This window comes from Pseudomonas sp. FP597 (assembly GCF_030687435.1).
In the GTDB taxonomy this organism is placed as follows: Bacteria; Pseudomonadota; Gammaproteobacteria; order Pseudomonadales; family Pseudomonadaceae; genus Aquipseudomonas; species Aquipseudomonas lactucae.
In genome coordinates this window covers 3,509,504-3,535,062 of record NZ_CP117432.1, presented here as the reverse complement: position 1 = coordinate 3,535,062, position 25,559 = coordinate 3,509,504, and the positions used below count along the sequence as shown (strand labels likewise).

General features: G+C 62.7%; 21 protein-coding genes. 4 read left to right on the top strand and 17 right to left on the bottom strand.

Annotated elements, in window-relative coordinates:
* Positions 1-11 precede the first annotated feature (11 nt).
* The 4 genes from PSH66_RS16185 to PSH66_RS16170 are packed head-to-tail and all read right to left on the bottom strand — an operon-like array spanning position 12 to position 4,625.
* Positions 12-500: a response regulator gene (locus PSH66_RS16185; protein ID WP_003174211.1), complete on the bottom strand. Its 489-nt coding sequence runs from the start codon at positions 498-500 to the stop codon at positions 12-14.
* Entirely contained in the window at positions 497-2,812 is a 2,316-nt protein-coding gene (locus tag PSH66_RS16180) for an ATP-binding protein (RefSeq protein ID WP_003174210.1), read from the bottom strand. Before PSH66_RS16180 ends, PSH66_RS16185 begins: the two co-directional genes overlap by 4 nt.
* Positions 2,809-3,462: a response regulator transcription factor gene (locus tag PSH66_RS16175; RefSeq protein ID WP_003174209.1), complete on the bottom strand. Its 654-nt coding sequence runs from the start codon at positions 3,460-3,462 to the stop codon at positions 2,809-2,811. Before PSH66_RS16175 ends, PSH66_RS16180 begins: the two co-directional genes overlap by 4 nt.
* Complete coding sequence (locus PSH66_RS16170) at positions 3,459-4,625, bottom strand: sensor histidine kinase (protein ID WP_305427215.1); 1,167 nt, start codon at positions 4,623-4,625, stop codon at positions 3,459-3,461. Before PSH66_RS16170 ends, PSH66_RS16175 begins: the two co-directional genes overlap by 4 nt.
* A 156-nt stretch (positions 4,626-4,781) precedes the next feature.
* Between PSH66_RS16170 and PSH66_RS16165 the strand changes: the two genes are divergently transcribed.
* Positions 4,782-5,300 carry an SgcJ/EcaC family oxidoreductase gene (locus tag PSH66_RS16165; protein ID WP_305427214.1) on the top strand — a complete coding sequence of 173 codons (519 nt, stop codon included), beginning with the start codon at positions 4,782-4,784 and terminating at the stop codon, positions 5,298-5,300.
* A gap of 72 nt (positions 5,301-5,372) precedes the next feature.
* On the opposite strand, the gene PSH66_RS16160 is transcribed toward PSH66_RS16165, so the two are convergent.
* From PSH66_RS16160 to PSH66_RS16135, 6 genes are all read right to left on the bottom strand, one after another.
* The gene (locus PSH66_RS16160) at positions 5,373-6,710 is read right to left on the bottom strand and encodes an MFS transporter (RefSeq protein ID WP_003174206.1); all 1,338 of its coding nucleotides are present in this window, start codon (positions 6,708-6,710) and stop codon (positions 5,373-5,375) included.
* A 117-nt stretch (positions 6,711-6,827) separates the two neighbouring features.
* Positions 6,828-7,709, bottom strand: a complete 882-nt coding sequence (locus PSH66_RS16155) for a DMT family transporter (protein ID WP_305427213.1) — start codon at positions 7,707-7,709, stop codon at positions 6,828-6,830.
* Between the two features lie 355 nt (positions 7,710-8,064).
* On the bottom strand, positions 8,065-8,358 hold the full coding sequence (locus PSH66_RS16150) for a hypothetical protein (protein ID WP_003174204.1): 294 nt from the start codon (positions 8,356-8,358) through the stop codon (positions 8,065-8,067).
* Positions 8,359-8,732: 374 nt separating this feature from the next.
* On the bottom strand, positions 8,733-10,223 hold the full coding sequence (locus PSH66_RS16145; RefSeq protein WP_305427212.1) for a methyl-accepting chemotaxis protein: 1,491 nt from the start codon (positions 10,221-10,223) through the stop codon (positions 8,733-8,735).
* A gap of 357 nt (positions 10,224-10,580) precedes the next feature.
* Entirely contained in the window at positions 10,581-12,734 is a 2,154-nt protein-coding gene (locus tag PSH66_RS16140) for a TonB-dependent siderophore receptor (RefSeq protein WP_003174201.1), read from the bottom strand.
* Between the two features lie 173 nt (positions 12,735-12,907).
* Positions 12,908-13,399 (bottom strand): Lrp/AsnC family transcriptional regulator, encoded by a 492-nt coding sequence (locus tag PSH66_RS16135; protein WP_003174200.1) that lies wholly within the window; start codon positions 13,397-13,399, stop codon positions 12,908-12,910.
* A gap of 121 nt (positions 13,400-13,520) precedes the next feature.
* On the opposite strand from PSH66_RS16135, the gene PSH66_RS16130 reads away from it, so the two are divergent.
* Together PSH66_RS16130 and PSH66_RS16125 are read left to right on the top strand one after the other, a co-directional pair.
* Positions 13,521-14,558, top strand: coding sequence for a histone deacetylase family protein (locus PSH66_RS16130; RefSeq protein WP_305427211.1), 1,038 nt, complete (start codon positions 13,521-13,523; stop codon positions 14,556-14,558).
* 61 nt (positions 14,559-14,619) lie between these two features.
* Positions 14,620-16,011, top strand: a complete 1,392-nt coding sequence (locus PSH66_RS16125) for an amino acid permease (RefSeq protein ID WP_305427210.1) — start codon at positions 14,620-14,622, stop codon at positions 16,009-16,011.
* Here the strand turns inward: PSH66_RS16125 and PSH66_RS16120 are convergent.
* A complete protein-coding gene (locus PSH66_RS16120) occupies positions 16,008-18,608 on the bottom strand; it encodes an autotransporter outer membrane beta-barrel domain-containing protein (RefSeq protein WP_305427209.1) in 2,601 nt (866 codons plus the stop codon). The two genes, PSH66_RS16125 and PSH66_RS16120, sit on opposite strands and share 4 nt — an antisense overlap.
* 411 nt (positions 18,609-19,019) lie before the next feature.
* Here PSH66_RS16120 and PSH66_RS16115 point away from each other — a divergent pair, with 411 nt between their 5' ends.
* Positions 19,020-19,274: a hypothetical protein gene (locus PSH66_RS16115; protein ID WP_305427208.1), complete on the top strand. Its 255-nt coding sequence runs from the start codon at positions 19,020-19,022 to the stop codon at positions 19,272-19,274.
* A 49-nt stretch (positions 19,275-19,323) separates the two neighbouring features.
* Here PSH66_RS16115 and PSH66_RS16110 read toward each other — a convergent pair whose 3' ends face one another.
* The 6 genes from PSH66_RS16110 to glgX all read right to left on the bottom strand — a co-directional run bounded on the left by PSH66_RS16110 (position 19,324) and on the right by glgX (position 25,429).
* Positions 19,324-20,085: a PIG-L deacetylase family protein gene (locus PSH66_RS16110; RefSeq protein ID WP_305427207.1), complete on the bottom strand. Its 762-nt coding sequence runs from the start codon at positions 20,083-20,085 to the stop codon at positions 19,324-19,326.
* A 177-nt stretch (positions 20,086-20,262) separates the two neighbouring features.
* Positions 20,263-20,922, bottom strand: coding sequence for a glycosyltransferase family 2 protein (locus PSH66_RS16105; protein ID WP_003174192.1), 660 nt, complete (start codon positions 20,920-20,922; stop codon positions 20,263-20,265).
* The gene (locus PSH66_RS16100) at positions 20,919-21,518 is read right to left on the bottom strand and encodes an SAM-dependent methyltransferase (RefSeq protein WP_305427206.1); all 600 of its coding nucleotides are present in this window, start codon (positions 21,516-21,518) and stop codon (positions 20,919-20,921) included. Before PSH66_RS16100 ends, PSH66_RS16105 begins: the two co-directional genes overlap by 4 nt.
* Complete coding sequence (locus PSH66_RS16095) at positions 21,515-22,273, bottom strand: PIG-L deacetylase family protein (RefSeq protein ID WP_003174190.1); 759 nt, start codon at positions 22,271-22,273, stop codon at positions 21,515-21,517. Before PSH66_RS16095 ends, PSH66_RS16100 begins: the two co-directional genes overlap by 4 nt.
* A complete protein-coding gene (locus PSH66_RS16090; RefSeq protein WP_305427205.1) occupies positions 22,270-23,268 on the bottom strand; it encodes an acyl-CoA dehydrogenase family protein in 999 nt (332 codons plus the stop codon). Before PSH66_RS16090 ends, PSH66_RS16095 begins: the two co-directional genes overlap by 4 nt.
* A 1-nt stretch (position 23,269) precedes the next feature.
* Positions 23,270-25,429 (bottom strand): glycogen debranching protein GlgX, encoded by a 2,160-nt coding sequence (gene glgX / locus PSH66_RS16085; protein ID WP_305427204.1) that lies wholly within the window; start codon positions 25,427-25,429, stop codon positions 23,270-23,272.
* Between the last annotated feature and the right edge of the window lie 130 nt (positions 25,430-25,559).

Here is a 25,559-nt window from a genome sequence, read left to right as displayed (position 1 = left end):
CGATGGGGGAGCTAGGCCGGAGTGTCCCCGGCGGCGTGGAGATTGCCCGTTGATTCACGCCGTTGCAACAACTCGATCCGCTGCGCCGGTACCAACCTGCGCAAGGTTTTGTAGAGCGCGCGGGTTTCCAGCAGGTTCCATACCCGCAACATGGTTTCCAGCGCGTCCAGTGGCTTGCTGATGAAGTCCCTGGCACCCAGCGCCAGGGCACGTAGGCGCGTGTCGCGGGTGGCGTCGGCGGTGAGCACCAGGATCGGCAGGTATTCGTCGTGGGGGATGCGCCGGTTGAGTTGCTCCAGCACCGCAAAACCGTCGAACTCGGGCATGTGCAGGTCGAGGATCACCAAGTCCGGCTCGAAGCTGTTGAACAGTTCCAGGGTGAGCAGCGGCTGGGTGCTGCTCAGCACGTTGGTCAGTCCTTCGCGCGCCAGCAGTTGCTCCACCAGTTCGAGGTTAGGGCGTTGGTCGTCGATGATCAGAATACGCAGGTCGGTGTTCACGCGGGCTCCGGGAAGTACTGGTCGAGATGGGCGAGAAACGCAGGCACGTTGATGGGTTTGTTCAAGACCGCCGTGGCGCCTGCGTCCTGCAAGGCCAGGCGGGTCCGGTCGCTGGCGTCGGCGGTGATCATCAGCACCGGGGTGGCGTGGGTGACCGGTGACTGACGCAGGCGTTGCAGCACTCTCAAGCCGTCGATGTCCGGCAGGGAAACATCCAGCAGAATCAACTGCGGCCCATGCTGCGCGGCCAGGTCCAGGCCCAGTTGGCCTTGCATGCTTGACAGCAGTTTTATCCCCGGCCGACGTTGCAGCAGGGTTTCGATCAGCGCGAGGCTGGAGAGGTTGTCCTCGATACACAGCACCTTGCCCTGAAACGCGCCAGTCAACGGGGCGGGGCGCTTGAGTTCGCTGTCGATGAGCGGTAATGCAAGGCTTTGCGGGGCGTGCAGGCGTACCCACGGCAGTTCCAGGGTGAAACGCGAACCGATGCCGGCCTGGCTGTGTACGTGCAACTGGCCGTCCATGTTTTCCAGCAGGCTTTTGCTCAGCGCCAGGCCCAGGCCGCTGCCTTCCACATTCGGGTCGGCGCCCAGACGCTCGAAGGGGGTGAACAGCTGCCCCAGGTGATCGGCCGCGATGCCCTTGCCGCAATCGCACACCGACACGCCGATGCGCTGGGCGTCGACAGTCACCTCGATGCTCACTTGCCCGTCGCGCCGGTTGTATTTGATCGCATTGGACAGCAGGTTCAGCAGCACCTGGGTCAGGCGCTGGCGGTCGGCGACGATGCCAATGTCGGCCGCCAGGGTGGGCAGCGGCTGCAACTCAATACCCGCGTCGGTCGCCATGGGGGATACCAGCGTCAGTGCCTCTTGCAGCACCTGCGTCAACGGTAGTGGGGCGATGTTCAGCGCCAGGCTTCCCGCTTCGATCTTGGCGATGTCCAACACTTCGTTGATCAGCGTCAGCAGGTGCTGGCCGGCGCGCAGGATATGCCCGACATGCGCCTTTTGCGTCTTGGCCGCGTCCATGTCCAGCAACTGCGCAAAACCCAGGATCGAATTGAGCGGGGTGCGCAGCTCGTGGCTCATGCGCGACAGAAACTCACTTTTGGCGCGGCTGGCGCGCTCGGCTTCCTCGCGTGCGGTGCGCAGGGCTATTTCTGCGGCGCGGCGGTCGGTGATGTCGCGGGTGATCTTGGAAAAGCCGCGCAACGCGCCGGTGCCGTCGTACTGCGCGGTAATCACCACACTGGCCCAGAAACGCGTGCCATCCTTGCGGCAGCGCCAGCCTTCTTCGGTGTAGTCGCCGTCGCGGGTCGCCTCGCGCAAGGCCATCTCGGGGTGTTGCGGGCATTCCTCGGGCAGGTAGAACAGCGAGAAATGCCGGCCGATGATTTCCTGCTCGGTGTAGCCCTTGATGCGTTCGGCGCCGTTGTTCCAGCTGGTGACGTGACCTGCTGTGTCAAGGGCGAAGATCCCGTAGTCCTTGACCCCGTCGATGATCAGCCGCAAGCGTTCTTCGTTGTCGCGCAAGGCGCGTTCGCGTTCAGCCAGCAGCACGCCGGCTTCCACCAGGCGCGTGCCCAACTGGCCGATCTCATCCTGTTCCGGCGGTTGCGCCAGCAACGGCTGACCCAGCGCCAGGCGTTGCGCATTGCGTTGCACGTTCTGTACCCGCGCCACAATGCCCTTGGACAGGAACAGCACCGCGACAATCGCGCCGAACAGCCCGCAGATCGCCGCCAGCCAGGTCGACAGCAACAGCCGTTGACGGGTCTCGGACGCCGCGGCGCTGCGCTCGGCCAGCAGTGATTCTTCCAGGGTCAGCATGCTGCTGATGTGTTGGCGCAACGCATCGAGAATGTGCTTGTTGCTGATCAGAATGGCGCCAATCGATTCCGCCGTGGCGTCGCGGTCCTTGAGCATCTCCTCCAGCCCATCGACCTTGCCGTCGATCAACGGCTTGATCGCACTGAGTTGCTCGCGCACCCGTGGGTCGCGCACGTTGCGGTCGAGCCGATGCAGCGCCGCCTCGATCTGCGGCCTGGCGTTCAAATAGCTGGGCAGGAAGTCCTCGCGCCGGGTCAGCAGGTAACCGCGTACACTGGCCGCCGCCTCGGCGAGCAGGGTGTGCACGGCCTGGATATCGCCCTGCACCCGCAGCACCCGGCGCACATCCTCTTCGGCGCGGGCGGTCTGCCGTTCGGTGATGTAGATCAGCACCAGCGACAACAACAGCACCACCAGCGGCAGCGAAATCACCACCAAGGCCTTGCCCCGCAATGGCAAGTCGGCCCAGCGCCGCTTCATGGTTGCACCACCAGGCCCAGCGCGATGCCACGCACGGCGGCTTGGGTGCGGTCGGCCGCGCCGAGCTTGCCGATCACCCGTTCCACATGGGCTTTGGCCGTGCCGGTGGTAATGCCTAACTGCTCACCGATGGCACGGTTGCTCATGCCATTGGCGACCAGGCCCAATACCTGACGCTCGCGCGGCGTGAGGTGTTCGGCGGGCGCGGCACCGCTGGCCTGGCGCTCGGTCATGCGCCGCAACAGCCGCGCACTGACCGCCGTATTGAGCGCTTCGCCGCCGGCGGCCACCTGTTGCAAGGCCTGGATCACCTCGTCACGGCTGGCATCCTTGAGCAGGTAGCCCACCGCACCGGCATTCATCGCGGCTTCCAGATGGTCGGGGCTGTCGTCCATGGTGAACATCACCACCTTCAGGTCCGGCAAGCGTTGTTGCAGCAAGCGCGCGGCGCCCAGGCCATTGAGCACCGGCATGCGGATGTCGAGGATGACGATATCCGGCAGCAGTTGCTCGCACAGTTCTACTGCGTGTTGTCCGTCACGGGCCTGGCCGACCACCTCGAACTGCGGGTGGCCGGCCAACAGCGCGACAAAACCGGTGCGGGTGACTTCGTGATCGTCCGCCAGTACCAGGCGCAACACCGGGCTCATTGCGCGGCTCCCTGGGGCTGTATTGGCACACGGGCCTGCAGTTGCGTGCCACCGTCGACTGCACTGACGCAGCTGAAAAGACCGCCCAGCAAGCTGGCGCGCTCATGCATGGTGGCAAGCCCCAGGTGCTGGGCGGCATCGCGTGGTTGTTCGCAGATGAAACCCCTGCCGTTGTCGTCCAACTGCAGCACGGCAGTCGCGTCGCGCAACACCAGCGCCAGTCGCACCTGGCTCGCCTGTGCGTGCTTGAGCACATTATTGATGGCTTCCTGGCCGATCCTGAACAGGGCGATTTCCACTTGGCTGGGCAGTCGCGTTTCGCACTGCGCCTGCCACACCACATCGATCCCGGCGTCACGCAGGCGATCGGCTTCTTTATCGAGGGCCTTGAACACACCGAAATCATCCAGCACGGTGGGACGCAGGCCCGCGATCAGTTGTCGGCCCTCGCCGACAGAGTGCTGGGCCAGGCTGAGGATCGCTTGCAAGTCCGCACTCAATGCCTGCGGCAGGTCCGGGCAGCGACCGGCGAAGCCTTGCAGCCGTTGGTGCAAACCGGCAAGGGTCTGTGCGAGGCCGTCGTGCAGGTCGTAGGCCACCCGTTTGCGTTCATCTTCCTGCGCATGCAGCAAGCGGTTGACCAGGTCGGACAGCGTGCGGTCGCGCGCCTTGAGCGTGGTCAGCAGGCGGTGGTTCTCCACATGGGTGGCCAGCAGCGTGGCGAGCAGTTGCAGGGATTCGATGTCCTCATGTTCCGGCGCTCGCAGGCTGACGCTGTTGCTCACGATCAACATGCCAAAGGCCGCGCCGTGACTGCCGCACAACGGCACCTGCAAAGCACTGTGCGGCTGCGTCTGCCAGCGTGGCGCGCGCAGGTCGCGGTCGGCGAGGACGGCCAGGTTGGCCAGGCGCGCCGGGCTGCCATGGCGAGCCGTGATCTGGGCGTCGCCCTCGGCCTCCCATTCCAGCAGCACGCCGTGGTCCATCGCGAGGAAGCCGCAGGCCCTTGTCAGCACGCGTTCGCGCATGACATCGGGGGCCAACTGCGCCAATGCCTGGCCCGTGTCCACCAACAGGCGCAGGCGTGCGGTGCGACTTTCCGATTGTCTGAAATGCGCGCGCATGGCCAGGGCGCTACCGGGGTCAAAGGGTGTGTTCTGCATAACGGGATGCTCAGGGGCGCGAGGGGGCTATTAGACCTTGCCGGGGCGGTTGAGCGCTATCTGCCAAATGGCATAGGCAAATGCCTCCGGTTGGCCGATGGCGCACGGCGGGCGGGTTGGCAAAGTGGGCGCCACGACAACCCCTGGAGTATTGCAATGACTTTCAAAGCCGCTTCGATCGCCCTGGTTCTTGCCTTCAGCGCACCCTTGGTTCAGGCCGCGCAGACGTCACCCTATGTCTACCGTGAGGTGGCCCAGGCACCGGCCAATGTGAAAGATCGTGAGATCGCCGGTTTATTCGACCGTTGGAACAGTGCCTTGCAGACGGGTAACGTGAACACGGTGGTCGACCTGTATGCGCCGGATGCGGTGTTGCAGCCTACCGTGTCCAATCAGGTGCGCACCACGCCGGACCAGATCAAGGACTACTTCGATCACTTCCTGGCGCTCAAGCCGGTGGGCCAGATCAACTACCGCGAAATCCGCCAGCTGGGCAGTAACGTGGCCATGGACAGCGGGGTCTACACGTTTACCTTGACCCAAGCGAACGGCGAGAAGCGTGAAGTGCAGGCGCGTTATACCTTTGTGTATGAGCAGGTGGGGGGCCAGTGGAAGATTCTCAACCATCACTCGTCGGCGATGCCTGAGGTGCAGGTCAAGCATGCCCTGCAATAAGGGCGTTCTTGCTGCGGCGAGCGGCGGGGCGAGTCGCCGCCTTCGCCGGCGCTCGACAGCTGATCTCTGGTGCTAGCGCGAGAGCAACGACGTTGCGCCTTTTTCCTGCGTGCCCACGTCATGCAGCGAAATCCTCGACGTCTCCGGCAACGCCAACCCGCCGGCCAGCGCCAGCAATGCCACCGCAATCAGGTAAAACGCCGGAGAAAGGTTGCTGCCCGTGCTGCTGATCAACCACGTCGCCATCAACGGTGCGGTGCCGCCGAAGATCGTATACGCCATGTTGTAGGTAATCGCCGAAGCGGTGTAGCGCGTGCGGGTGGGAAAGGTCTCCGAGAGCAACGCCGCCGTGACCACGCCACACAACACCGCCCCCACCGCCAGCAACATCACGCCGACGATCGAGGCCGCGAACGAGCCGGAACTGGCCATCAGGAACGATGGATACACCACCACCATCAACAACACACACGCCGTCATCACCGTGACCCGACGCCCCACTCGGTCCGAATACAGCCCTGCCAGCGGGCAAATCGCCGCCGCGAAGATCAACGCAATCAGCGACACCAGCAGCGCTACCGCCCGACTCAGCCCGCCCGCCACTTGCAGGTACGTCGCGAAGTAGGTGGTGAACATATAAAACGACAGCGCCGTCAGCGACACAAAAGCGCCCAGGCAGCAGATCGCCGCACCATGGTTGCGCAGGGTTTCCTTGAGCGGCGAGTGAGCGACCGCATGCTCCTGCTTCACGGCCTGGAAGGCCGGCGTCTCATCCAGCTTCCAGCGCAGGTAAAGCCCCACCAGCCCCAGCGGCGCCGCGATCAGGAACGGCAGGCGCCAGCCCCAACTGCCCATGGCTTCGGCGGACAGCGACGCTTCAAGGGCGTACGCCACCACCGCGGCCGCGGCGAAGGCCGAGAACGTCGAGACCGGCACGAAGCTGCCGTACCAGGCGCGTTTGTCGGTGGGCGCGTGCTCCATCAGATAGGCACAGGCCCCGGCGTATTCGCCCCCGGCCGAGAAGCCCTGGGCGCAGCGGATCAGCGACAACAGAATCGGCGCCGCAACACCAATGGCCGCATAGGTGGGGAGCAGGCCGATCAAGGTCGTGGCGCCGGCCATCAGCAGGATGGTCATGGCCAGGGTGCGTTTGCGCCCGATGCGGTCGCCGAGCATGCCGAAAAAAATCCCGCCCAGGGGCCGGAAGGCGAAGGCCACCGCAAAGACCGCAAAGGTCTTGAGCAGCGCTGCGCTGGCGTCGCCGCTGGGGAAGAACTGCTGGGCGATGGTGGTGGCGAGGAAACCGTAGACGGCGAAGTCAAACCATTCGACGAAGTTACCGATGCCGGCGGCGATGATGACTTTTCGCAGGGTGTGAGGGCTGACCTGTTCGGTGGACGGGCTCGACATGGGGGAGGGCCTCGGAATGCGCAGAGAGAGCGCTGATTATCCGAGGCGGCGGTTGGGCGACGGCGTTCAAAAGAGGCCTCTGCGTAGTCAGTAGCGACCTGATGGGCTCGCTCCAGTCTAGACCTGGGCCTTGACGGGCGCCTGGGCAGACTTGCGATAAGTCAGCAGCACGATTCCCGTCACCACAATGCCCCCCCCGATCATCTGCCCGACGCTGAGCAGTTGATCGAGCACAACCCAGCCCATCAACAACGTCGCCAGCGGCTCGATGTTCATGACCGGTGCATTGCGCGGCATATCCAGGCGAGGCACCGACATGAACAACACGATAAAGGCTGTGCCATAGAGCACCATCAACGTGGCCAGTGCCAGCCAGCCGGTCGCGGTTGCCGGCGGGTTGAGACCGCCGGGAAGGGTGCCGCTCAGGCCCGCGAGGTTGACGCTGGTGAACACGATGAAAATCGTCAGCAGGCTGCGCACCGAACCGCGTACCTGGGACAGTTTGTGGTCGGTGATCCACAGCGCGCCCGCGAATACAAAGGCGGCGCAGAGGGCGAGGCCGACGCCGATCAGCCATTGTGGGCCGATGCTCGTATCACTTGAAAGACGCCCGGGTACGTCCAGCACGAATACCAGCCCCACCAGAATCAAGCCCATCAGCACGGCGGTGCGGACAGTCGGGCGTGGGCCACCCAATGCCCAGGTGAGCAGGGCCAGCAAAATCGGAAAAACATTGGCCACCAGTAACGCCAGCGCGACCGGCACGCGGGCCACGGCGGAGTAGAGACACAGGCTTTGGGCGGCGATGAGCAGCCCCAGCAGCACTTGCCAGCGCCAGGCACCGCGCGGCAGGCGCAGACTTTGGCGTTGCCACAGCACCAACCCGGCCAGTACCAGCAACGTCCCCCCGGAGCGCAGCACAATGGCCAGCAGCACGCCGGCGCCATCGTCGAAGGCGACGCGCGCGGCGACGTGATTGCCGGCGAAGGCGCACCCCATGCAGAGCAGTATCAATACAGCGATAGGACGGGGGAATAGAGCGGGGGCAGGGGGTGTCATGGAAAGGACTCGCGCAGTAGGCCACATCGTCAAGGATGGGGATTTATTTTTATGTTGTCGTACAACATTGAGGATATTTGTAGCGTGTTTGAGTTGCCGGGGCAAGGAAGGATTTTCATCAGATTGCGCTATATATTGGAATATACGGCTTTATTTATCGAATTTTGCGGGCGGTTTCTTTGGCGCGGAGAGATGAGGTTAACTCGATTTTCAATATAGAGGTCGTATGACTTGTTGCGTCGTGGAAAGGCGCGCTGGATCGCAATGTTCTCAGCGCGTGTTTCGTGGATTTGACTTAGCTTGCGGGGGCTTCTTCAGTGTCCGGAACCTGAGCACGTAAGCGTTGACCGATGATATCCATCAGGTCACAGCCATCGCGCAAGGGAATAGCCAGCAACTGCGCGAAGTCAGAAAGCACGACCGAGTCGCTTTCCATCTCGCTGCGAAAGGCGATGTTTTCCAAGACCTGAGTAACGGTGCGAATGCGGTAGTCGGCCATGGCTTGCAGTACATCGAGCGGTGCTTGCGAGTCGATAACCAGCGATGCAGGAACCAGATCGATTCCGGTGAGGGGGACGTATCTTTCCATCTGTGAAGCTCCGATAAATGCAGCGGTTGACCGTCACTCATTCGTCGCCAAACAATTGGGTGGCAGCTGTACGCAGGTTGGCGAACCGGTATCGGAAAACCCGGCAGGCCCGAAGGCCTCCCGCGCACAGCCGCCATAAAGACAGCTTTGCAGGCGTGCAGTAGCATCTACAAAAAAGCGCAGTGCTCTTGCATCCGATAGTCAGGTCGCCAAACCTGATCGCCATGTGGGCGACGGGGCGGACTATAAGCGGCATTGGGTTTTGGGGGCAACCTTGGGATTGTAAGTGAGGTCGGTGAGGAACGAGGCAAAGGGCAGACTGGGAGGAACGACTTTTAAGCAGAATCGGCCGAAAACTACTCCCAACCCCATCACTAACGAAACCGCCTCCCCAGCGCATCCAGCCTCACCGCAATCGGCGGCAACTGCTCGCTGCTTCGGGCCAGCATCTCCACATCCTGCGCCGTGCTCTGCGCGATGCTCTGTACCGAGTGCAAGCGCCCGACGATCTCCAGATTCGCCTCCGTCTGCTCGCGTGTGGTGGTGAAAATCCGCCCATTCAGTTCATCGATCTGCCTGATGTCATTGCCCACCGCGCCTAGCATCTGCACGGCCACCTGGCTGTCTTCCACGCAGCGCTCCACGCCTTGTTGGCTGTCGTGCATGGCCTCGACCGCCTGGCGGCTGCCGTGTTGCAACCCTTCGATGATGGTTTTGATTTCCTGGGTGGAAACGGCGGTGCGCTGCGCCAGGCTGCGCACTTCATCGGCCACCACCGCAAATCCCCGGCCTTGCTCACCCGCGCGGGCGGCTTCGATGGCGGCATTGAGGGCGAGGAGGTTGGTCTGGTTGGCGATGCTGCTGATGACTTCGAGTACCGAGCCGATCTGCTCGGCTTGGACGGCCAGGCCCTGGACCGTCTTGTTGGTGCCCTCCAGGCGGGTGGCCAGTTGGGTGATTTCGTGTTGGGCGCGGCCGACGCTTTCCTGACCGCGCAGGATCTGTTTGCTGGCGACGCCGGCATGTTCAACGGCTTGTTCGACGTGCACCGCGATGTTGTCCATGGCGTGTTCCATGCGTTGCATGGAGCCGGTCATTTCGCTGATTTCGGCCAATTGATGCCGTGCGCCTTTTTCCAGGGTGCCGCTGGCGTGGGCCAGTTCCTGGCCGAGTTGGCCGAGGCCATGGGAGTCACGGGCCACGCCGTCGATCAATTGAGTGAGCTGTTGCAGGAAGTGGTCGAAGCGTTTGGCGAGGGATACACGCACCTTGCCTTCGCCGTGGGCGGTTTGCGCGCTGAACTGGGAGGTCACGTCGAGCATCTTCTCGAGCATTTCCTGGCTCTCCACCGCTTCAGTCTGGCTGTGCACGGCGAGGTAGAGCAGGGCGACGGTTTCCATCACCACATAGAACGCGTGGACGAACACCATGGCCCAGCCGCCGTGGTGTTGCATCACGAACACCGGGAACCCTTGGTGCTGCAAGGCGTGGAAGACTACGTGGTGCACGGCGATGGTGACGGCGGCCACCAGGATCGGCAGCCAGTCGCGGTAGAACGTCAGCACCGCCAGCAGCGCGAAAATGCCGAAGTGCGCTTCGATCACGCCCTGGGCCTGGTTGATGTGCAGCGCGGCCATGACCATCAGCCCCGCGCCCAGTGCGCAACGCATCATGCGGGTGCCGCCGATGGCGCGATAGAGCACGGTCAGCACCAGACTGGTGCCGCCCCCGACGACGAGCGCCTGGGTGAGCGTGTCGTGCCAGAACGCCAACCCCAGGGAGAACAGGGACATCAGCCACATCAACGCCAGCATGATGCGGTCGGCCTTGCGGTAGTGCTCCAGGAAACGGGTATGGGCAGGCATTCACTCTTACTCCTTGTGGACGGGCCAGGAACAAAGCATGCGGCGTGCCACGATGGCGCGCGGGTACAGAGCAAAACAGGTATCGGGATTTTTGCAGAGTCAGGGAAGCCAAACGGCGTATCGGCATTGGGGGCCGGAACTTTAAGCGCTCTTCGAAGCCTTGCTGTAATGCCAGTCAGTTAAGGACGAACACTGTGCCTGTGGCGAGGGAGCTTGCTCCCGTTGGACTGCGCAGCAGTCCCATTGTTTGTAGACAAAGAGCGGGGGCCGCTTCGCGGCCCAGCGGGAGCAAGCTCCCTCGCCACAGGTCACTTTCTACCCTTTCAACTTCTTAACTGCCTGGGATTAAGCTATCGGTCAGAACGTGTACTTGGCCGTCAGCATCATATTCCGTGGGGTGCCGTAGGCGTCGCCGCCGTAGTCCACGGAGTTGGCGATGGTGGAGTAATAGCGGCGGTCGAAGATGTTGTTGGCGTTGAGCTGCAGGTCCACATGCTCGTTGACCTTGTAGCCGGCCATCAGGTCGGTGATGGCGTAGGTGCCTTGTTGGAGGCGGTAGGTGCTGCCATCCGTCAGCTTGACGTCGTTGTACATACGGCTCTGCCAGGAGATGTTGCCGCCTACCCGGAATTTTTCCAGCGGGCCCTGGAGGTTGTAGCGGGTGGTCAGTTTGAACAGGTGTTCCGGTGTGTCGGTGTTGTACTGCTTGTTGACCTTTTGCGGGTTGGCATCGTCTTTGATGGTGTGGGTTCGCGCGTAGGTGTAGCCACCGCCGACTTGCCAGTTCTCGGTCAAGGCGCCTTGCAGCTCGAAGTCGATCCCCTGGCTGCGAATCTCGCCCGAGGCTTCATAACATTCGGTCTGCGGGCAGTTTTGCACGAACACTTGGGTGGCGCGGTTTTCCTGGTCGACGCGGAACAGCGCGACGCTCGCATTCAACGCGCCACCGAGGTATTCGCCCTTGATGCCGACCTCGTAGTTCTTGCCGACAATCGGCTTGACCGGCGTGCCGGCGGTGTCCTTGGCGCTTTGCGGCGTGAAGATGTCGCTGTAGCTGACGTAGACCGAGTGATGGTCGTCCAGCTCGTAGATCAGGCCGGCGTAGCGGGTGAGGTTGCGGGTGACCTTGTAGTCGCCGCTGTCGCTGCCGTGGGCGTCGTAGTCATACCAGTCCAGGCGCCCGCCGAGGATCAGTTTGAGTGGGTCGGCCAGGCTCAGGCGCGTGGTGAGGTAGACGCCGTCCTGGGTGGCTATTGCACGGTCGTCGACGGTGTGGACGAAATTCGGTTTGCCCGCCGTCAGCGGCCAGTTGCTGTCGTACGGGCTGTAGTTGTGGGTGGTCATGTCGTAGATGCGCCGGCTGGCGCCCACCACCAATTCATGGGTACGCCCGAATGCCTGGAACGGGCCGCTGGCAAAGGCGTCGACGCCAGCCTGGTTTTCGTCGTAGGCGGCCTGGTAGACCGTGCGCGCCAGTGACTTGTCGGCGGCCCAGCGCGATTGGTAGGAACCGGAGAACAGCGCATTCTGTTCGGCGTAGTTGGCGTTGACCTGCAGTTTCCAGTCATTGGCCAGTTGCTGGCGCAGTTCGGCGAAGACGGTGTTGATTTCCTGGTCTTTGTTCTCCCAATCGGTGCCAGGGTTGTAGGCGCGCGGCAGGTCCAGGTGATGGCCGTCCTGGCCGATCATGGCGGAGCCCCAGAAGTAGTTGGTCTTGTCCTTCTGGTTCGAGTAGCCAAGGGTGAGGGTGGTGTCTTCGCCCAGGTCGGCTTCGGTGACGGCGTAGAACAGGCCGTGATAGTCCTCGGCGTGGTCGATAAAACTGTTGGCATCGCGGTAAGAGGTGACGACCCGACCACGCCAGGTGCCGCTGTCATTGAGTGGGCTGGAGGCGTCAAGCTCGCCACGGTAGTCGTCCCAGCTGCCGGCGGCACCGGTCAGGGTGACTTTCTGCTCGTCCAGTGGGCGTTTGCGCACCAGGTTGATGGCGGCCGAAGGGTTGCCCGCGCCGGTCACCAGGCCGGTGGCGCCGCGCACGACCTCGACGCGATCGAACATCGCCAGGTTCGGCTGGGCGCCGACCGACGCGCCGCTATAGCCGCTAGGAATGCCGTCATACATCAGGTTGTCGATGTCGAAACCCCGTGCGGTATAGGACTGGCGGCCAGGGCCATTGGAAAAATTCAGGAACAAACCGGGGGTGGCATTGACCACATCATTGATGCTGGTCATGGCCTGGTCATCCATGCGCTGGCGGGTGATGACGGTAACGGCTTGTGGGGTTTCACGCAGGGTAAGGGGCAGCTTGGTCGCGGTCTTCATGGCGCCGGTGGTGTAGGACTGCGTACCTTCGGTGGTTTCGCCCAGTTGGCCTTCGCCGGAGATTTGCGTGGCACCCAGTTCCAGCGTGCCGGCCGGGGTTTCAGCGTCGGCGGCGAAGACCGTGTGTGAGGCGGCCAGCCACACGGCCAACACGATCAAGCGAGGTGTAGATCCTTGTTGCACAGACATCGAACGGGCTCTCCCTAAGTGCCATTCCTGGCGAATAATAAATCTGTTGATAATTATTCGCATTAGTCTGTCAGATCGATTCCATGGATAAAACCCTTTGGGGAGAATTAGTTAGCGAATTTTTCACCTCCGCTCAGCAGGCTTTTAGCCACTACCTGCCGAGCGGGGCAGCGTTAATCGCGCTGTGGAATCGCCACCCGACTCGTGGCTTTTACCTCGCGCAACGCGAGGCTGGACTGGATCGACGCAATGCCCAATTGGCGCCGTAGCACGCTCTCGACAAACTCGCTGTAGCTGTCCAGATCCTCGGCCAACACCTGCAACAGGTAGTCCGCATCGCCAGTAATCTTGTGGCACGAGAGCACCTCGGGCAGGTCCTTGACCACCGCTTCGAAGGCGTCCGGTGCGTGGTCGGTGTGGATGGCAAAGCGCACGTGCACAAACGCCATGATGTCCAGGCCGAGCATTTTGCGATCGAGGTTGGCCTGGTAGCTCTTGATCACGCCTTCTTCCTCCAGGCGTTTGCGCCGACGCCAGCAGGGCGTGAGGCTCAGGGCCAGGCGCTCACTCAGTTGGGCGTTGGAAATGCTCGCGTCTTCCTGAAGCAAGGCCAGGATGGCGAGATCGGTGTCGTCAAGAACGACCTGCTTGGTTTTATTTTTCATTTATGGCTGCCGCTTTAGTAAAAACACCCGATAAAGCTAGCAGTGCCAGAAGTAAAAGCAAAGAAATCCCCTCGCCGCCAGAACAAAATGACGCTTGTCTTTTACTGGCGGATGCACACCCATGCTGACTGTTTTTAGCGATGACCACCGTTTGCACCACGGCACCGAATTGAAGGACGGCGTGCTCAAACCCTCGTTCGAACAACCGAGCCGCGCCGACACCGTGCGCGATCGCGTCCGGCACGTGGGGCTGGGCGACATCATTGTGCCGCGCGCCTTCGACCGTGCCAGTTACGTCAATGCCCATAGCGAGCGCTATGTCGCCTTCCTCGAAAACGCCTGGGCCGAGTGGACCGCCATCGGCCGCAGCCATGACGCACTGCCGCTGGTGTGGCCGGTACGCGACCTGGCCAACCAGCAGGTGCCGGACTTCATCGACGGCAAGCTGGGCTTCTTTGCCATGGACGCCGGTTCGCCGATCACAGCTACCACCTGGCACGCGGTGAAGACCAGCGCAGACATCGCGCTCACCGGCCTGGCGCTGATCGACGAAGGCCACCACAGCGCCTTCGCCCTGTGCCGCCCACCGGGTCACCACGCGGCCCGCGAATACATGGGCGGTTATTGCTACCTCAACAACGCCGCGATTGCCGCGCAGCAGGCCCTTACCCAGGGCGCGAAACGCGTGGCGGTGCTGGATGTGGATTTCCACCATGGCAACGGCACGCAGAATATTTTCTACGACCGTGCAGACGTGCTGTTCATCTCCCTGCATGGCGACCCAGCGGTGTCCTATCCGTATTTTTCCGGGGCCCGCAGTGAACGAGGCACAGGCGCCGGTGAGGGTTTCAACCTGAATTACCCGCTGCCCAAAAACACCACGTGGGACCACTACAACACCGCCCTGGCCGATGCGTGCCGGCAATTAAGAAGTTTTGCCCCCGAAGTGCTGGTGATCTCCCTGGGCGTGGACACGTTCAAGGACGACCCCATCAGCCACTTCCTGCTCGACAGCGAGGACTTCATCGGCATGGGCCAGATCATCGCCAGCGTAGGTGTGCCGACGTTGTTCGTGATGGAAGGCGGCTACATGGTCGATGAGATCGGCATCAACGCCGTCAACGTGCTGCACGGTTTCGAAAGCAAGGCCACCCGATAGCAACAAACGCTCTACCGCCTTTTTTCTGCCAAAACTCAAAAACATAACAAGAGGTTTTGTGATGAAAACAACCACGCCCGGGCTTTATGAAAAGCCTGCGTTGCAACGCACCCTGAGCAACCGCCACATCCAACTGATGGCCATGGGCGGTGCGATCGGCACCGGCCTGTTCATGGGCTCCGGCAAGATCATCGCGCTGTCCGGCACCTCGATCATCCTGATCTACATGATCATCGGCCTGTTCGTGTATTTCGTGATGCGCGCCATGGGTGAGCTGCTGCTCTCCAACCTAAACTTCAAGAGTTTCGCCGACTTTGCCGGCGCTTACCTGGGGCCGCGCGCGGCGTTCTTTCTTGGCTGGTCGTACTGGTTGAGCTGGAGCGTGGCGGTGGTGGGGGATGCGGTGGTGGTCGGCGGATTCTTCCAGTACTGGTTTCCCGACGTCCCGGCGTGGATGCCCGCCGTGGGCATGCTAATGACGCTGTTCGCGTTGAATGTGCTCACCGTCAGGTTGTTCGGTGAAGTCGAGTTCTGGTTCGCGATCATCAAGATCATCGCCGTGCTGACGCTGATCGGCGTGAGTGTGGTGCTGATCGCCAGTTCCTTTGTGTCACCCACCGGCGTGACCGCGTCGTTGAGCCATCTGCTGGATAAACAGGCGGCGTTCCCCAATGGCCTGTTCGGCTTTTTTGCCGGGTTCCAGATGGCGATCTTTTCGTTCGCCGGTACCGAACTGATCGGTACCGCCGCCGCCGAAACCCGCGCGCCGGAGAGAACCTTGCCCAAGGCGATCAACTCGATTCCGCTGCGCATCATCCTGTTCTACGTATTGGCCCTGGCCTGCATCATCGCCGTAACCTCATGGCAGCAGGTGTCGCCGAGCAAGAGCCCGTTCGTTGAGTTGTTCCTGGTGGCGGGCTTTCCGGCCGCGGCGGGGATCGTCAATTTCGTGGTGCTGACCTCGGCGGCGTCGTCGGCCAACAGCGGGGTGTTTTCCGCCAGCCGCATGTTGTTCGGCCTGGCCGACCTGGGGGATGCGCCGGGAATATTCCGACGCCTGTCGCACAGCAGCGTGCCGTTTATCAGCCTGGCGTTTACCACCCTGTTGATGGTGCTCGGCCTGGTGTTGCTGTTTGTGGTGCCGGAGGTGATGACCGCCTTCACCATCGTGTCGACGGTGTCGGCGATCCTGGTGATTTTTACCTGGTCGACCATCCTCGCGTCCTACATCGCCTACCGCAAGAAGCGCCCGGACCTGCACGCTGCATCGGTGTACAAAATGCCGGGCGGTGTACCGATGGCCTGGTTCAGCCTGGCGTTCCTCGCGTTTGTGCTGTGTTTGCTGGCGTTGCGGCCGGACACACGCCTGGCGCTGTGCGTGATGCCGGCCTGGTTTATCTGGCTGGCGATTGCCTTCCAGTTTTCCCGTTTCAAAGCCGTTGGCGCGGTCTAGAACTTTATTCTCAGGCCAAATGTGCCCTGGTGGCCGTTGAACGTGTGGCTGTCCAGGTTGCGGTTATAGCCGACCTCGCTGTAGACACTGACCCCGGCGGCGACCTGTAGCGTGGCGCCGACACTCAACCCCAGCGTGGTGGACTTCTGCTCAGTGTCGATGTCCGTCACATCGTTGAAGGTGACGGTGTTTTGCCCGGCGCTGGTGTGCCACACGTTGGCACGTAGATAAGGTTCAAACGGCATGCCGCGCACTTGATACTCGCCGCGCAAGCGAACGCCCAGGCGCGTGGTTATATTGGTGTTGGCATCGTATGAAACGTCCGAGATGCCATCGTTTTGACTGTCCAGGTGGCTCTTGCTGGCGATCAACTGGGCCTGGGGTTCCAGGACTAAGTTCGTGGTGATTTCGAAAGGCCAGCCCGCTTCGATGGAGGCGGTTAAGTTATGGCCACGGGTCTTCATCTTCACACCACGGTCCGACTCATTGTTGCCGTTGAAGCGCGTGCCCATCAGCACCAGGTCCACGTAAGCCTGGTTGGCGCCGATCAGCGTCCAGTAAACCCCCAGGCTGTCGCCGCGCAGGGTAGTCTTGCCGGCGTCCTTGTCCTGCCAACCGTCGTTGAAGCCTTTGACGTTGCCCCTCAGGCGGCTATGGCCGACGAAAAACCCCAGGCGTTGCAGCAGGCCGTCGTCCAGGGTGCCGGCGTACACATCGCTGCCCACCTGGAAGCCGGTTATCGAACTGTCCAGTGTCGGGCTTACCGTACCGGCAAAACCCTGGCGGCTGCTGCTGCCGTAGACGCGACCCCAACCCGCTGGAAATGCGCCGGTGCGCTGTTGCTGGCGCTGATCGCCCATGCGCTCGTGATAAGTGCCCAGCATGCCCTGCACGATCTGTTGCGCGGCCGGGAACAGCGCGGCATACACCGGCACTTCCGGACGGTAGATCGGAATGGGGGTAATGCCTGGGTTGGGCGGCAGTGGCGGGGTGCCTACGACGGGCTCGGGCAATGGGACGGGCGGGTTCTCGGGCTCGGGCAATGGGACGGGTGGGTTCTCGGGTTCGGGTATCGGCGTAACCGGTATCGCGGAGCGCAGGTAGTAGTTGTGTTCCGTACCGGCCGTGACACCGCCTTTGAACAGGTAGTAGTCAAATGCCCCGGCGGACACCGGCGCCCCGAGGGTGAAGGCACCGGCACTGCTGGTGGCGCCGTTGAGTGCCTGCACCACCTGGATACCATCCTGCAGCGTCTCGGCACCGGCGCCGCCGGCATTGCTGACCGTGATGCTGGTAGAGCCCGCCATGGCACCCTGACTGACCACCAGTTTGTCGCTGGGTGAGCCGTCGCCTCCCAGCGTGCTGTCCAGTTTGAGCCGTGCACCGTCACCGGTGTAATTACCGTTGATGGTCAGGGTATCGTTGGGGCCGTTACTGCCGGAGGTCATGTCGATCAGACCACGGTTGTTGACGCTGACCAACTGGCCGGCGGTAAACGCTTCGATCACGCCGGTGCCGATCAGCAGTTCGCTCGTACCGTCGAGGCTCAATGTGCCGGTCCCGGTGCCACTGTCACCGAGCTTGAGCGTACCGCCCAGGCTCAATTGCGCGCCATTGTCCATCTGGATGGTTTCCCAGTTGGTAAACAGGCCCGGGTCGCCGGCCTTGGTGTTGTCCAGGGTCAGTTTGTCGTTGCCCAGGCCGCCGTCAATCAGCGTCGTTGCTGCCAATTGCGTATTCACCAGGTTCTTCAGCAACGCCGTATCGTCCCCCGCGCCGGCCAGCACGAAGGAGTGCAGGTTACCGCCCGTCCAGTTGAACACGTCGTTGCCGAAGCTGAGCAGGATTTGCCCGTTGACGTCCCCCCCGGAGACTTCCACGCGGTCGTCACCGCCGCTGACGCTGATATTGCCGCCAATGAAGCTGGTGCCGGATACCAGGACGGTGTCTTTGCCAAAACCGGTCACCAGGTTGCCGATGATTTTTCCGCCGCGCATATCGAACAGGTTGTCGTCGAGCTTCATGTCCACTCGGCCGATACTGCCGCCGGTCATCAGTGCCTGGTCGCCATCCTCGAAGGCGCCGGTGATGGTGCCGGCGTTCAACACGAAATCGTCCAGCCCATCGCCCTGCGCCAGGGACGCGATGGTCCCGCCGCTCATGGAGAACTTATCGATGCCGCTGCCCTGGCTCACCGCCCCTATGGTGCCACCGCTGATTTGCACGATGTCCGTGCCCGCGCCCTGAATTAACGCGCCGGTGATCGTGCCGTTATTCATCTGGAAAATATTCGTGCCGTCGCCCTGATTCAGCGTGCCATTGATGCGCATGCTGGTGCTGGTATCGAGAAACGTGACGAGGTCATTGCCTGCGCCGAAGCTGGCATTGCCGGTGACAGCACCGGTGCCGCTCATCGTCAGTGTATTGTTGCCGCCGCTGTCGGTAAAACCGGCGGCAGTGCCGCTGTCGCAGGTGTAGGCGTCGTCGCCGGCGGTGGGTGAGATGGTGCAGGCTGCATAGCTGACCTGAGCCCAGGGCGCCAGGGCCGCGGAGCAGGCAAAACCCAAATAAACCAGAGGTGATAACCGTGTGTGCATGATCCGTCCTCGACTAACGGGAAGGGTGCCCCGGCACCTGCAACAACAGGCGCGGGCCAGACCATGACAACGTGATGCGCGATACGGATCAGGGACTACGGGTTACCTGCATCTGAAAACACCGGCCAATGCAAAGAGTTGGCATGGCTTTCTCGACTGCACATGAACCCGTGCAGCGCTTTTTAGACGTTAGCACACATCGGGCAGAGCGCTACTGTCAGAAATAGCAGGTAGGTACGAGTGGTTTGCTGTGTTGCATTGGCTATGCTGAACAGGCTGGGAACGAAGCGGTAGTGGATGGAGGTAGAGGGTCGAGGCCGATGGGCTTCATGGCGTGGCCGTCACGTGATCCTGTAGTCGGTGTGCCTGGCGAACGGCTGAGACAGCCCCCTTCTACAAAGGAGAACTACTGTGAATATTCAAGCAGCACGCATGTTGCCCGTTGCCCTGGTGTTGATGATGGCGCCTGCCCTGAGCTGGGCGGCCAACTTCGATTGTGCCGTGTATGACATGACAATCAATAGCGGGCAGGGAGCTGAAGCCAGGCAAGCGGATGACAGCATAGAGGCGTCAGACGTTGACGAAGCAGTAGCAGAGATGCGCAAAAGGGAGGATTGGCAGGACGCCGACCAATACATTGTCAAATGCAGGCCGGCAGAAGAGTAAATGCCACGCTGTCGGGAGCGATTTATTGCGCGCTCCCGCTTTCAACCCACTACACAAACACAACCTCATACGGCTCACGCATACGCTCCAGCAGCACCTGCGCCAGTATCGGTGCCAGGCCGATCTCGGGGTCGCCCATCAGTTGGGTGGCGTAGGCGTGGGCCGCATGAAGCTTGCGCGCCACGCCCCAGGTGTTCAGGCGTACCTTGCGTGCGCGATGCCAGGGGAACACGGCCCCTTCGCGGACGGGCCAGTGCCAGGCCCAGATCGGCACCTCATACAACCGCGCCCCCACCAGGCTGCACGCCTTGGCGCTGGCGCGGCCGACGGCGTCGTGGTCGTCATTGCCGTCGTTGCACCAGGTGGTAAACACCACATCGGCCGGTTGCAGATACCGCGCGATAAATTGGCTCAGTTGCGGCTCGCGGGCCGCCAGGGCGTTGTCGCAAAAACCGCCGCGGATCCATTTCAGGCTGTGCAAGGGCATGCCCAGCCGGCGCAGCGCTTCGGCACTTTCCTGGGGCCGAACCACGCTCAAGCGGCTGGCCGGCCAGGTGTGAGAGCCGGGGTGGCTGGCACTGCCGTCGGTGATCGAGATCAGTTGCAGTGGGTGCTCCAGGGTGCTGAGCAATTGCAGCAGGCCGCCGCAGGCCAGCACTTCGTCGCCGGGGTGCGGCGCGATGATGACCACGCGCGCGCCCGGAGGCACCAGCGAGGTGGCAGCGATCGGCGGGATTTGCGCCAGTTGCGGCGCGCTGTTCCAGATTTGCGCGGGGCCGCGACGACCTTCGCTTAAGCAGGCAGGCTTCATGGGGTGTCACGTCCTTGTCGATTGAGGCGGGGTCGTGCCCGATAACGGGACGACTCTCTTTTAGTCACCACAGGCTCCGCCGTGGTGCTGCGTGACCATTCAACCTTGAATGATCAGCAAGGCGTCATGAGCATAGACAAGGATTGAAGGTTTTCACATTTCGGCCTTTGGTTTTTTTCAGGTCGCGCACACCAGGCTCTTCAAAAAGTCGCCGAAGCCACCCTGGGCGCGGGCCTGCAGACGTGCGCTAGTGACGACTTGCGGGCGGTGACTCCAGGCGATGGACGCGCCGCAGCGTTCAAGGTCGCGCACCAGTTGCACATCCTCGTGGCAGGCCAGCGGCTCGAAGCCCCCGGCGCGTATGTAGGCACCCGCGCTCACTCCCAGGTTGGCGCCGTGGATATGCCGATGCCCGTCCCGCGCCGCGTAGCCCTGGTGATAGCGAATCTGCGCCGATGTGTCGAAATCCTCACTCCAGGTATCGACGGTGACGGTGCCGCACACGGCATCCGCCTCCAACGCAAGCTGTGCCACCAGCCAGTCGGGAGAGACCCGGCTGTCGGCATCGGTACAGGCAATCCAGCGTGCGCCCGCATTGAGCAGGTGACGCGCGCCCACACCACGCGCCTGCCCGACATTGCGCGCTTGCACGTCCAGGCACTGCACCGGGTAGGCGCTGGCGATGACCGCGCTGGCGTCGCTGCAACTGTCGAGTACCACCAGGATCTGTACCGCTTCGCCGTGCAGGTCCGGGTGGCTGGCCGCGACCAGTGCGGCGTCCAGACACTCGGCCAACAGTGCCTCTTCGTTGTGCACCGGGATCAGAATGCCGATCATCGCAGGCCCTCCAGATGCGCGACCGAGGTGCCGTCGCGGCTCCACAGGTCAAGGAGAAAATCAGGGTCATGGTAGCCGGCGACCCGCGTCATGCCCAGGCGCTGTCCCAGCAGGGCATGCACCTGTTCGGCGGTTTGAGGGCAGCCCTCGATGGGCGCACGCCAATGGCAGGCCAACACCTGGCCATCGGCGCTCAGCGCGCTGAGGGCGCGGGTGATCAAACGGCCCAGGTCGTCGGCGTCAAGGTAGTAACACAGCTCACTCAATACGATCAGGTCGAACTGGCCCTCGGGCCATTGTTCGGGTAGTCGACTCTGCCGCACCTGGGCATGGGGGAAACCCAGCAGGCGTTTACGCGCCAGGCTCACGGCCGCCGCGGCGGTGTCGCAACACAGCAGGCGATCACAGCGTGGCGCCAGTTCGGCGCTCAGTTCGCCATTGGCACACCCCGGTTCGAAGATCGAGGCATAACGCGGCCGGGTCAGCAACGCCAGGGTCAGTGCGCGTTTGCGCCGTTCGTACCAGCGTTGGCGGAAGGCCCAGGGATCATCGTTGCCAGCAAACAGTCGGTCGAAATAGGGCGTGGCCACACTCATACAAATACCACCTCAAAAGGTTGCAGCAAGCGTTCCACCACATAGGGCGCAAGCACCGGCGCCAGGCCGATCTGCGGGTCGCCTTCCAGCTGGCTGGCGAAGGCATGGATGGCATGGCGCTTGCGGGCGACGGCTTCGCAGGTCAGGGGGATTTTGCGCGCGCGGTGCCAAGGCACCAGGCAGTCCTCGGGGGTCGCCCAATGCCAGGTCCACACCGGCAACTCATACAACGCGGCGCCCACGGCCTGCGCCGCCTTGGCGCTGGCACGGCCGACGGCTTCGTGGTCGCAGTGACCGTCCTCGCGCCAGGTGGTAAACACCACATCGGTGGGCTTGAGGTAGCGCTGGATAAACTCGACCAACTGCGCTTCACGGTCGGCGACGTGGCTGTCGGCAAACCCCGCGCGCAGCCATTTCAGGCTGTGCAGCGGCAGACCCAGTCGATGCAGGGCCTGCGCCGACTCCTGCGGACGCACCACGCTCAAGCGCTCCACCGGCCAACGCCGCGAACCGGGGTGGCTGGCGCTGCCGTCGGTGACCGAAATCAATTGCATCGGCCGACCCAACGCGGCCAAACCTTGCAACAGACCACCACAGCCCAGCACTTCATCATCCGGGTGTGGCGCGACAATCACCGCGCGATGGCCCTCGGGCACCAACTGTTCAACGCTGATCAGCGGCAACTCGGCCATGCGCGACGACGCTTGCCAGCGGTGCAACGGCGTGCCCTGGCCGACGATCGGGTTGGGTTTCATAGTTGCCACCTCCCTGTGGGTTCGCCGGCAACCAGCTCGCCGAGACCGGCAAGATCGCGTTCGGCATGGCTTTGGCGCACATACACCGGCAAGTCCGCCATCAGTTGGGCAAAGTGCCGGTCCTTGCAAAAAGGCCCGGCACCGAGCGCCCGGCCCACATGGTGGATCACCTGTTCTACGCACTCTTCGACGCAGGCCCGTGTGCGTTGGGCCAGTAGCCGGGCGTCAGCGGTGGGCGCACGGTCGATGTGTGCTGCACTGTGGCGCAATGCACAGGCAGCGGCGTACAGCGCGCTGTCCACGGCGCCCAAGTGGGCGAGGGCATGCGGTTCCGGGCGTTGGTTGCACTGCTCGCGCAGCGCCTCTGCCAGGCGTTGCGCCGCGCCGTACCAGCACGCCGCGATGCCGATGCCGCCTTGCCAGAAACCGGGGCGGCCAAGGTAGGCGCCGGGGCCGCCGACGGCAACCCCGTGCGCGTCGTCGAACAGCACCTCGACGCTGCCGGTCGCCGCCATGCCGACTGCGCTCCAGCCTTCATCCGTCACCCTGACCCCCGGCTGTTGCATCGGCACCGCCACCAGTTGCTGACGGTCTTCTTCGTCCCAGGCCGTCAACAACCCGTGGCTGACCACCGCCGCGCCGGAGCACCAAGCCTTGCGTCCGGTCACCCGCACGCGCTCGCCCTGGCGCTGCACGCACACCTTGGCCGTCGGCGGTTCGGCGGCCCACATGCCCCAGGTACTGCCCAACGGCGGCAGTGGGCTGTGCAGCTCGGCGATGATCGCCAGTGCATCAGTGTGGCCTTCGAACAACTTGCACAAGCGCAGGTCGTGCCCGGCCACCTGCGCCAACCGACTGAACCGTGCCAACGTCTCGCCGCTGCCGGGCAGCGGCAAGTGGTCCAAGCCTTCGGCCTGGAGCGCCTTCAGCGCCTCGCCAAGGGCGTGCGTGTTCGCGTAGTCCCGGTGGTGTTGAAGGCATCCCTGCTGGTCCATTTCACGCCTCGTCTTCGCGCTGCAGTTCAAACAGCAACAGCGAGCGGCCGGTGACGGCGTATTCGTGATCGAAATCAAAGCGCTCCTGGCCGCGCACCGCCGGGTCGTTGGTATCGAGCATGCAGGTCCAGAATTCACCCTGGGGCACGGGCGGCAGACGGAAATTGACCATGTCATGATGAGCGTTCACCACCAGCAGCAAGGTGGCGTCGGCACCGGCACGGCGAATCCCGGTTTCCTGGGCGCGGCCATCCATCAGCATGCCGAGGCAGCGCCCGTGGCTGTCCTCCCATTGCTCGGTGGTCATTTCGTTGCCATCCGGCGCCAGCCAGGTCACGTCTTTCACGCCGATGTCTTCGTTGTAGTCGCCGACCAGGAAGCGCCCGCGACGCAGGATCGGGTAGGCCAGGCGCAGCTTGATCAAGCGCTTCACAAACTTGAGCAGCGACTTGCCGTCTTCATCCAGGTCCCAGTTGACCCAGCCGATCTCGCTGTCCTGGCAATACGCATTGTTGTTGCCGTGCTGGGTGCGAGCGAATTCGTCGCCGGCCACGATCATCGGCGTGCCCTGGGCCAGCAGCAGCGTGGCGAAGAAGTTGCGCATCTGGCGCAGGCGCAGCGCGTTGATTTGCGGGTCGTCGGTCGGGCCTTCGACGCCATGGTTCCAGGACAGGTTGTTGTTGCTGCCGTCCTGGTTGTTCTCGTCGTTGTCTTCGTTGTGCTTGTCGTTGTACGACACCAGGTCGTGCAGGGTGAAACCGTCATGGGCGGTGATGAAGTTCACCGAGCTGTACGGCCGACGGCCACGATGATTGAACATTTCACCCGAGGCGGTCATGCGTCCGGCGAAGTCGGCCAACTGGCCGTCGTCGCCTTTCCAGAATGCACGCACGGTGTCGCGGAAACGGTCGTTCCACTCCACCCAGCCCGGCGGGAAATTGCCCACCTGATAGCCGCCCGGGCCACAGTCCCAGGGTTCGGCAATCAGTTTGAGCTGGCGCAGCACCGGGTCCTGGCGGCAGGCGACGAGGAAGCTGTGACGCTCGTCGAAGCCGTCGCGGTAGCGCCCGAGAATGGTTGCCAGGTCGAAGCGGAAGCCATCGACATGCATTTCGTTGGCCCAGTAACGCAGGGAGTCGGTGACCATCTGCAGCACGCAGGGGTGGCTCAGGTCGAGGGTGTTGCCGGTGCCGGAATCGTTGATGTAGAAGCGCTTGTCGTCGGGCATCAGGCGGTAGTACGAGGCGTTGTCGATGCCACGCATCGACAGGGTCGGGCCGCGCTCGTTGCCTTCGGCGGTGTGGTTGTAGACCACGTCGAGGATCACTTCGAGCTTTTGCTCATGCAGGTGCGCGACCATCTCCTTGAACTCGGCGATCTTGCCGCTGGCCAGGTAGCGTGGGTCGGGGGCGAAAAACGCGATGCTGTTGTAGCCCCAATAGTTGGTCATGCCTTTTTCCAGCAGATGCTGGTCGTTGACGAAGGCATGCACCGGCAACAGCTCCACCGAAGAAATGCCCAACTGGCGGATATGCTTGAGCACGTCGTCTTCCATCAGCCCGGCGCAGGTGCCGCGCACCGATTCGCCGACTGAGGGGTGACGCATGCTGATGCCGCGCAGGTGGGTTTCGTAGATGATCGTGCGGTCCCACGGCACCCGCACCGGCTGGTCGTTGCCCCAGGTGTGGGCCGGGTCGATGACCTTGCACTTGGGCACGAAGGGCGCGCTGTCGCGTTCGTCGAAACTGAGGTCGTCGTCGGGGTGGCCGATGGTGTAGCCGAACAGCGCCTCGGACCATTTCAACTCACCGACCAATTGCTTGGCATAGGGGTCGATCAGCAGTTTGTGGTGGTTGAAGCGATGACCGTTGGCCGGGTCATAGGGACCGTACACACGGTAGCCGTAAATCAGCCCAGGGTGGGCGTCGGGCAAATAACCGTGGAAGATTTCGTCGGTGTATTCGGGCAGTTCGATACGTTCAAGCTCGACTTCGCCCGAGTCATCGAACAGGCACAGCTCGACCTTGGTGGCGTTGGCCGAGAACAGCGCAAAGTTGACGCCCAGGCCGTCCCATGTGGCGCCAAGAGGGAAGGGCAAACCTTCACGAATCCGCGACGGCTCATTGCCCGGCGTCGATGGGGTCTTATGGGGTTTGCTCATGAATGTTGCTCCTGCAAGGGTGTTTTCTTCAGGCCGAACGCGGCCGTGCCGACGGAATTTCAGCGTACAAGAATGAAAAGTGAGGTCACCCCCTGCCGGCAGCGCCGGAAGGAGGCTCAGGTCGTGAGGG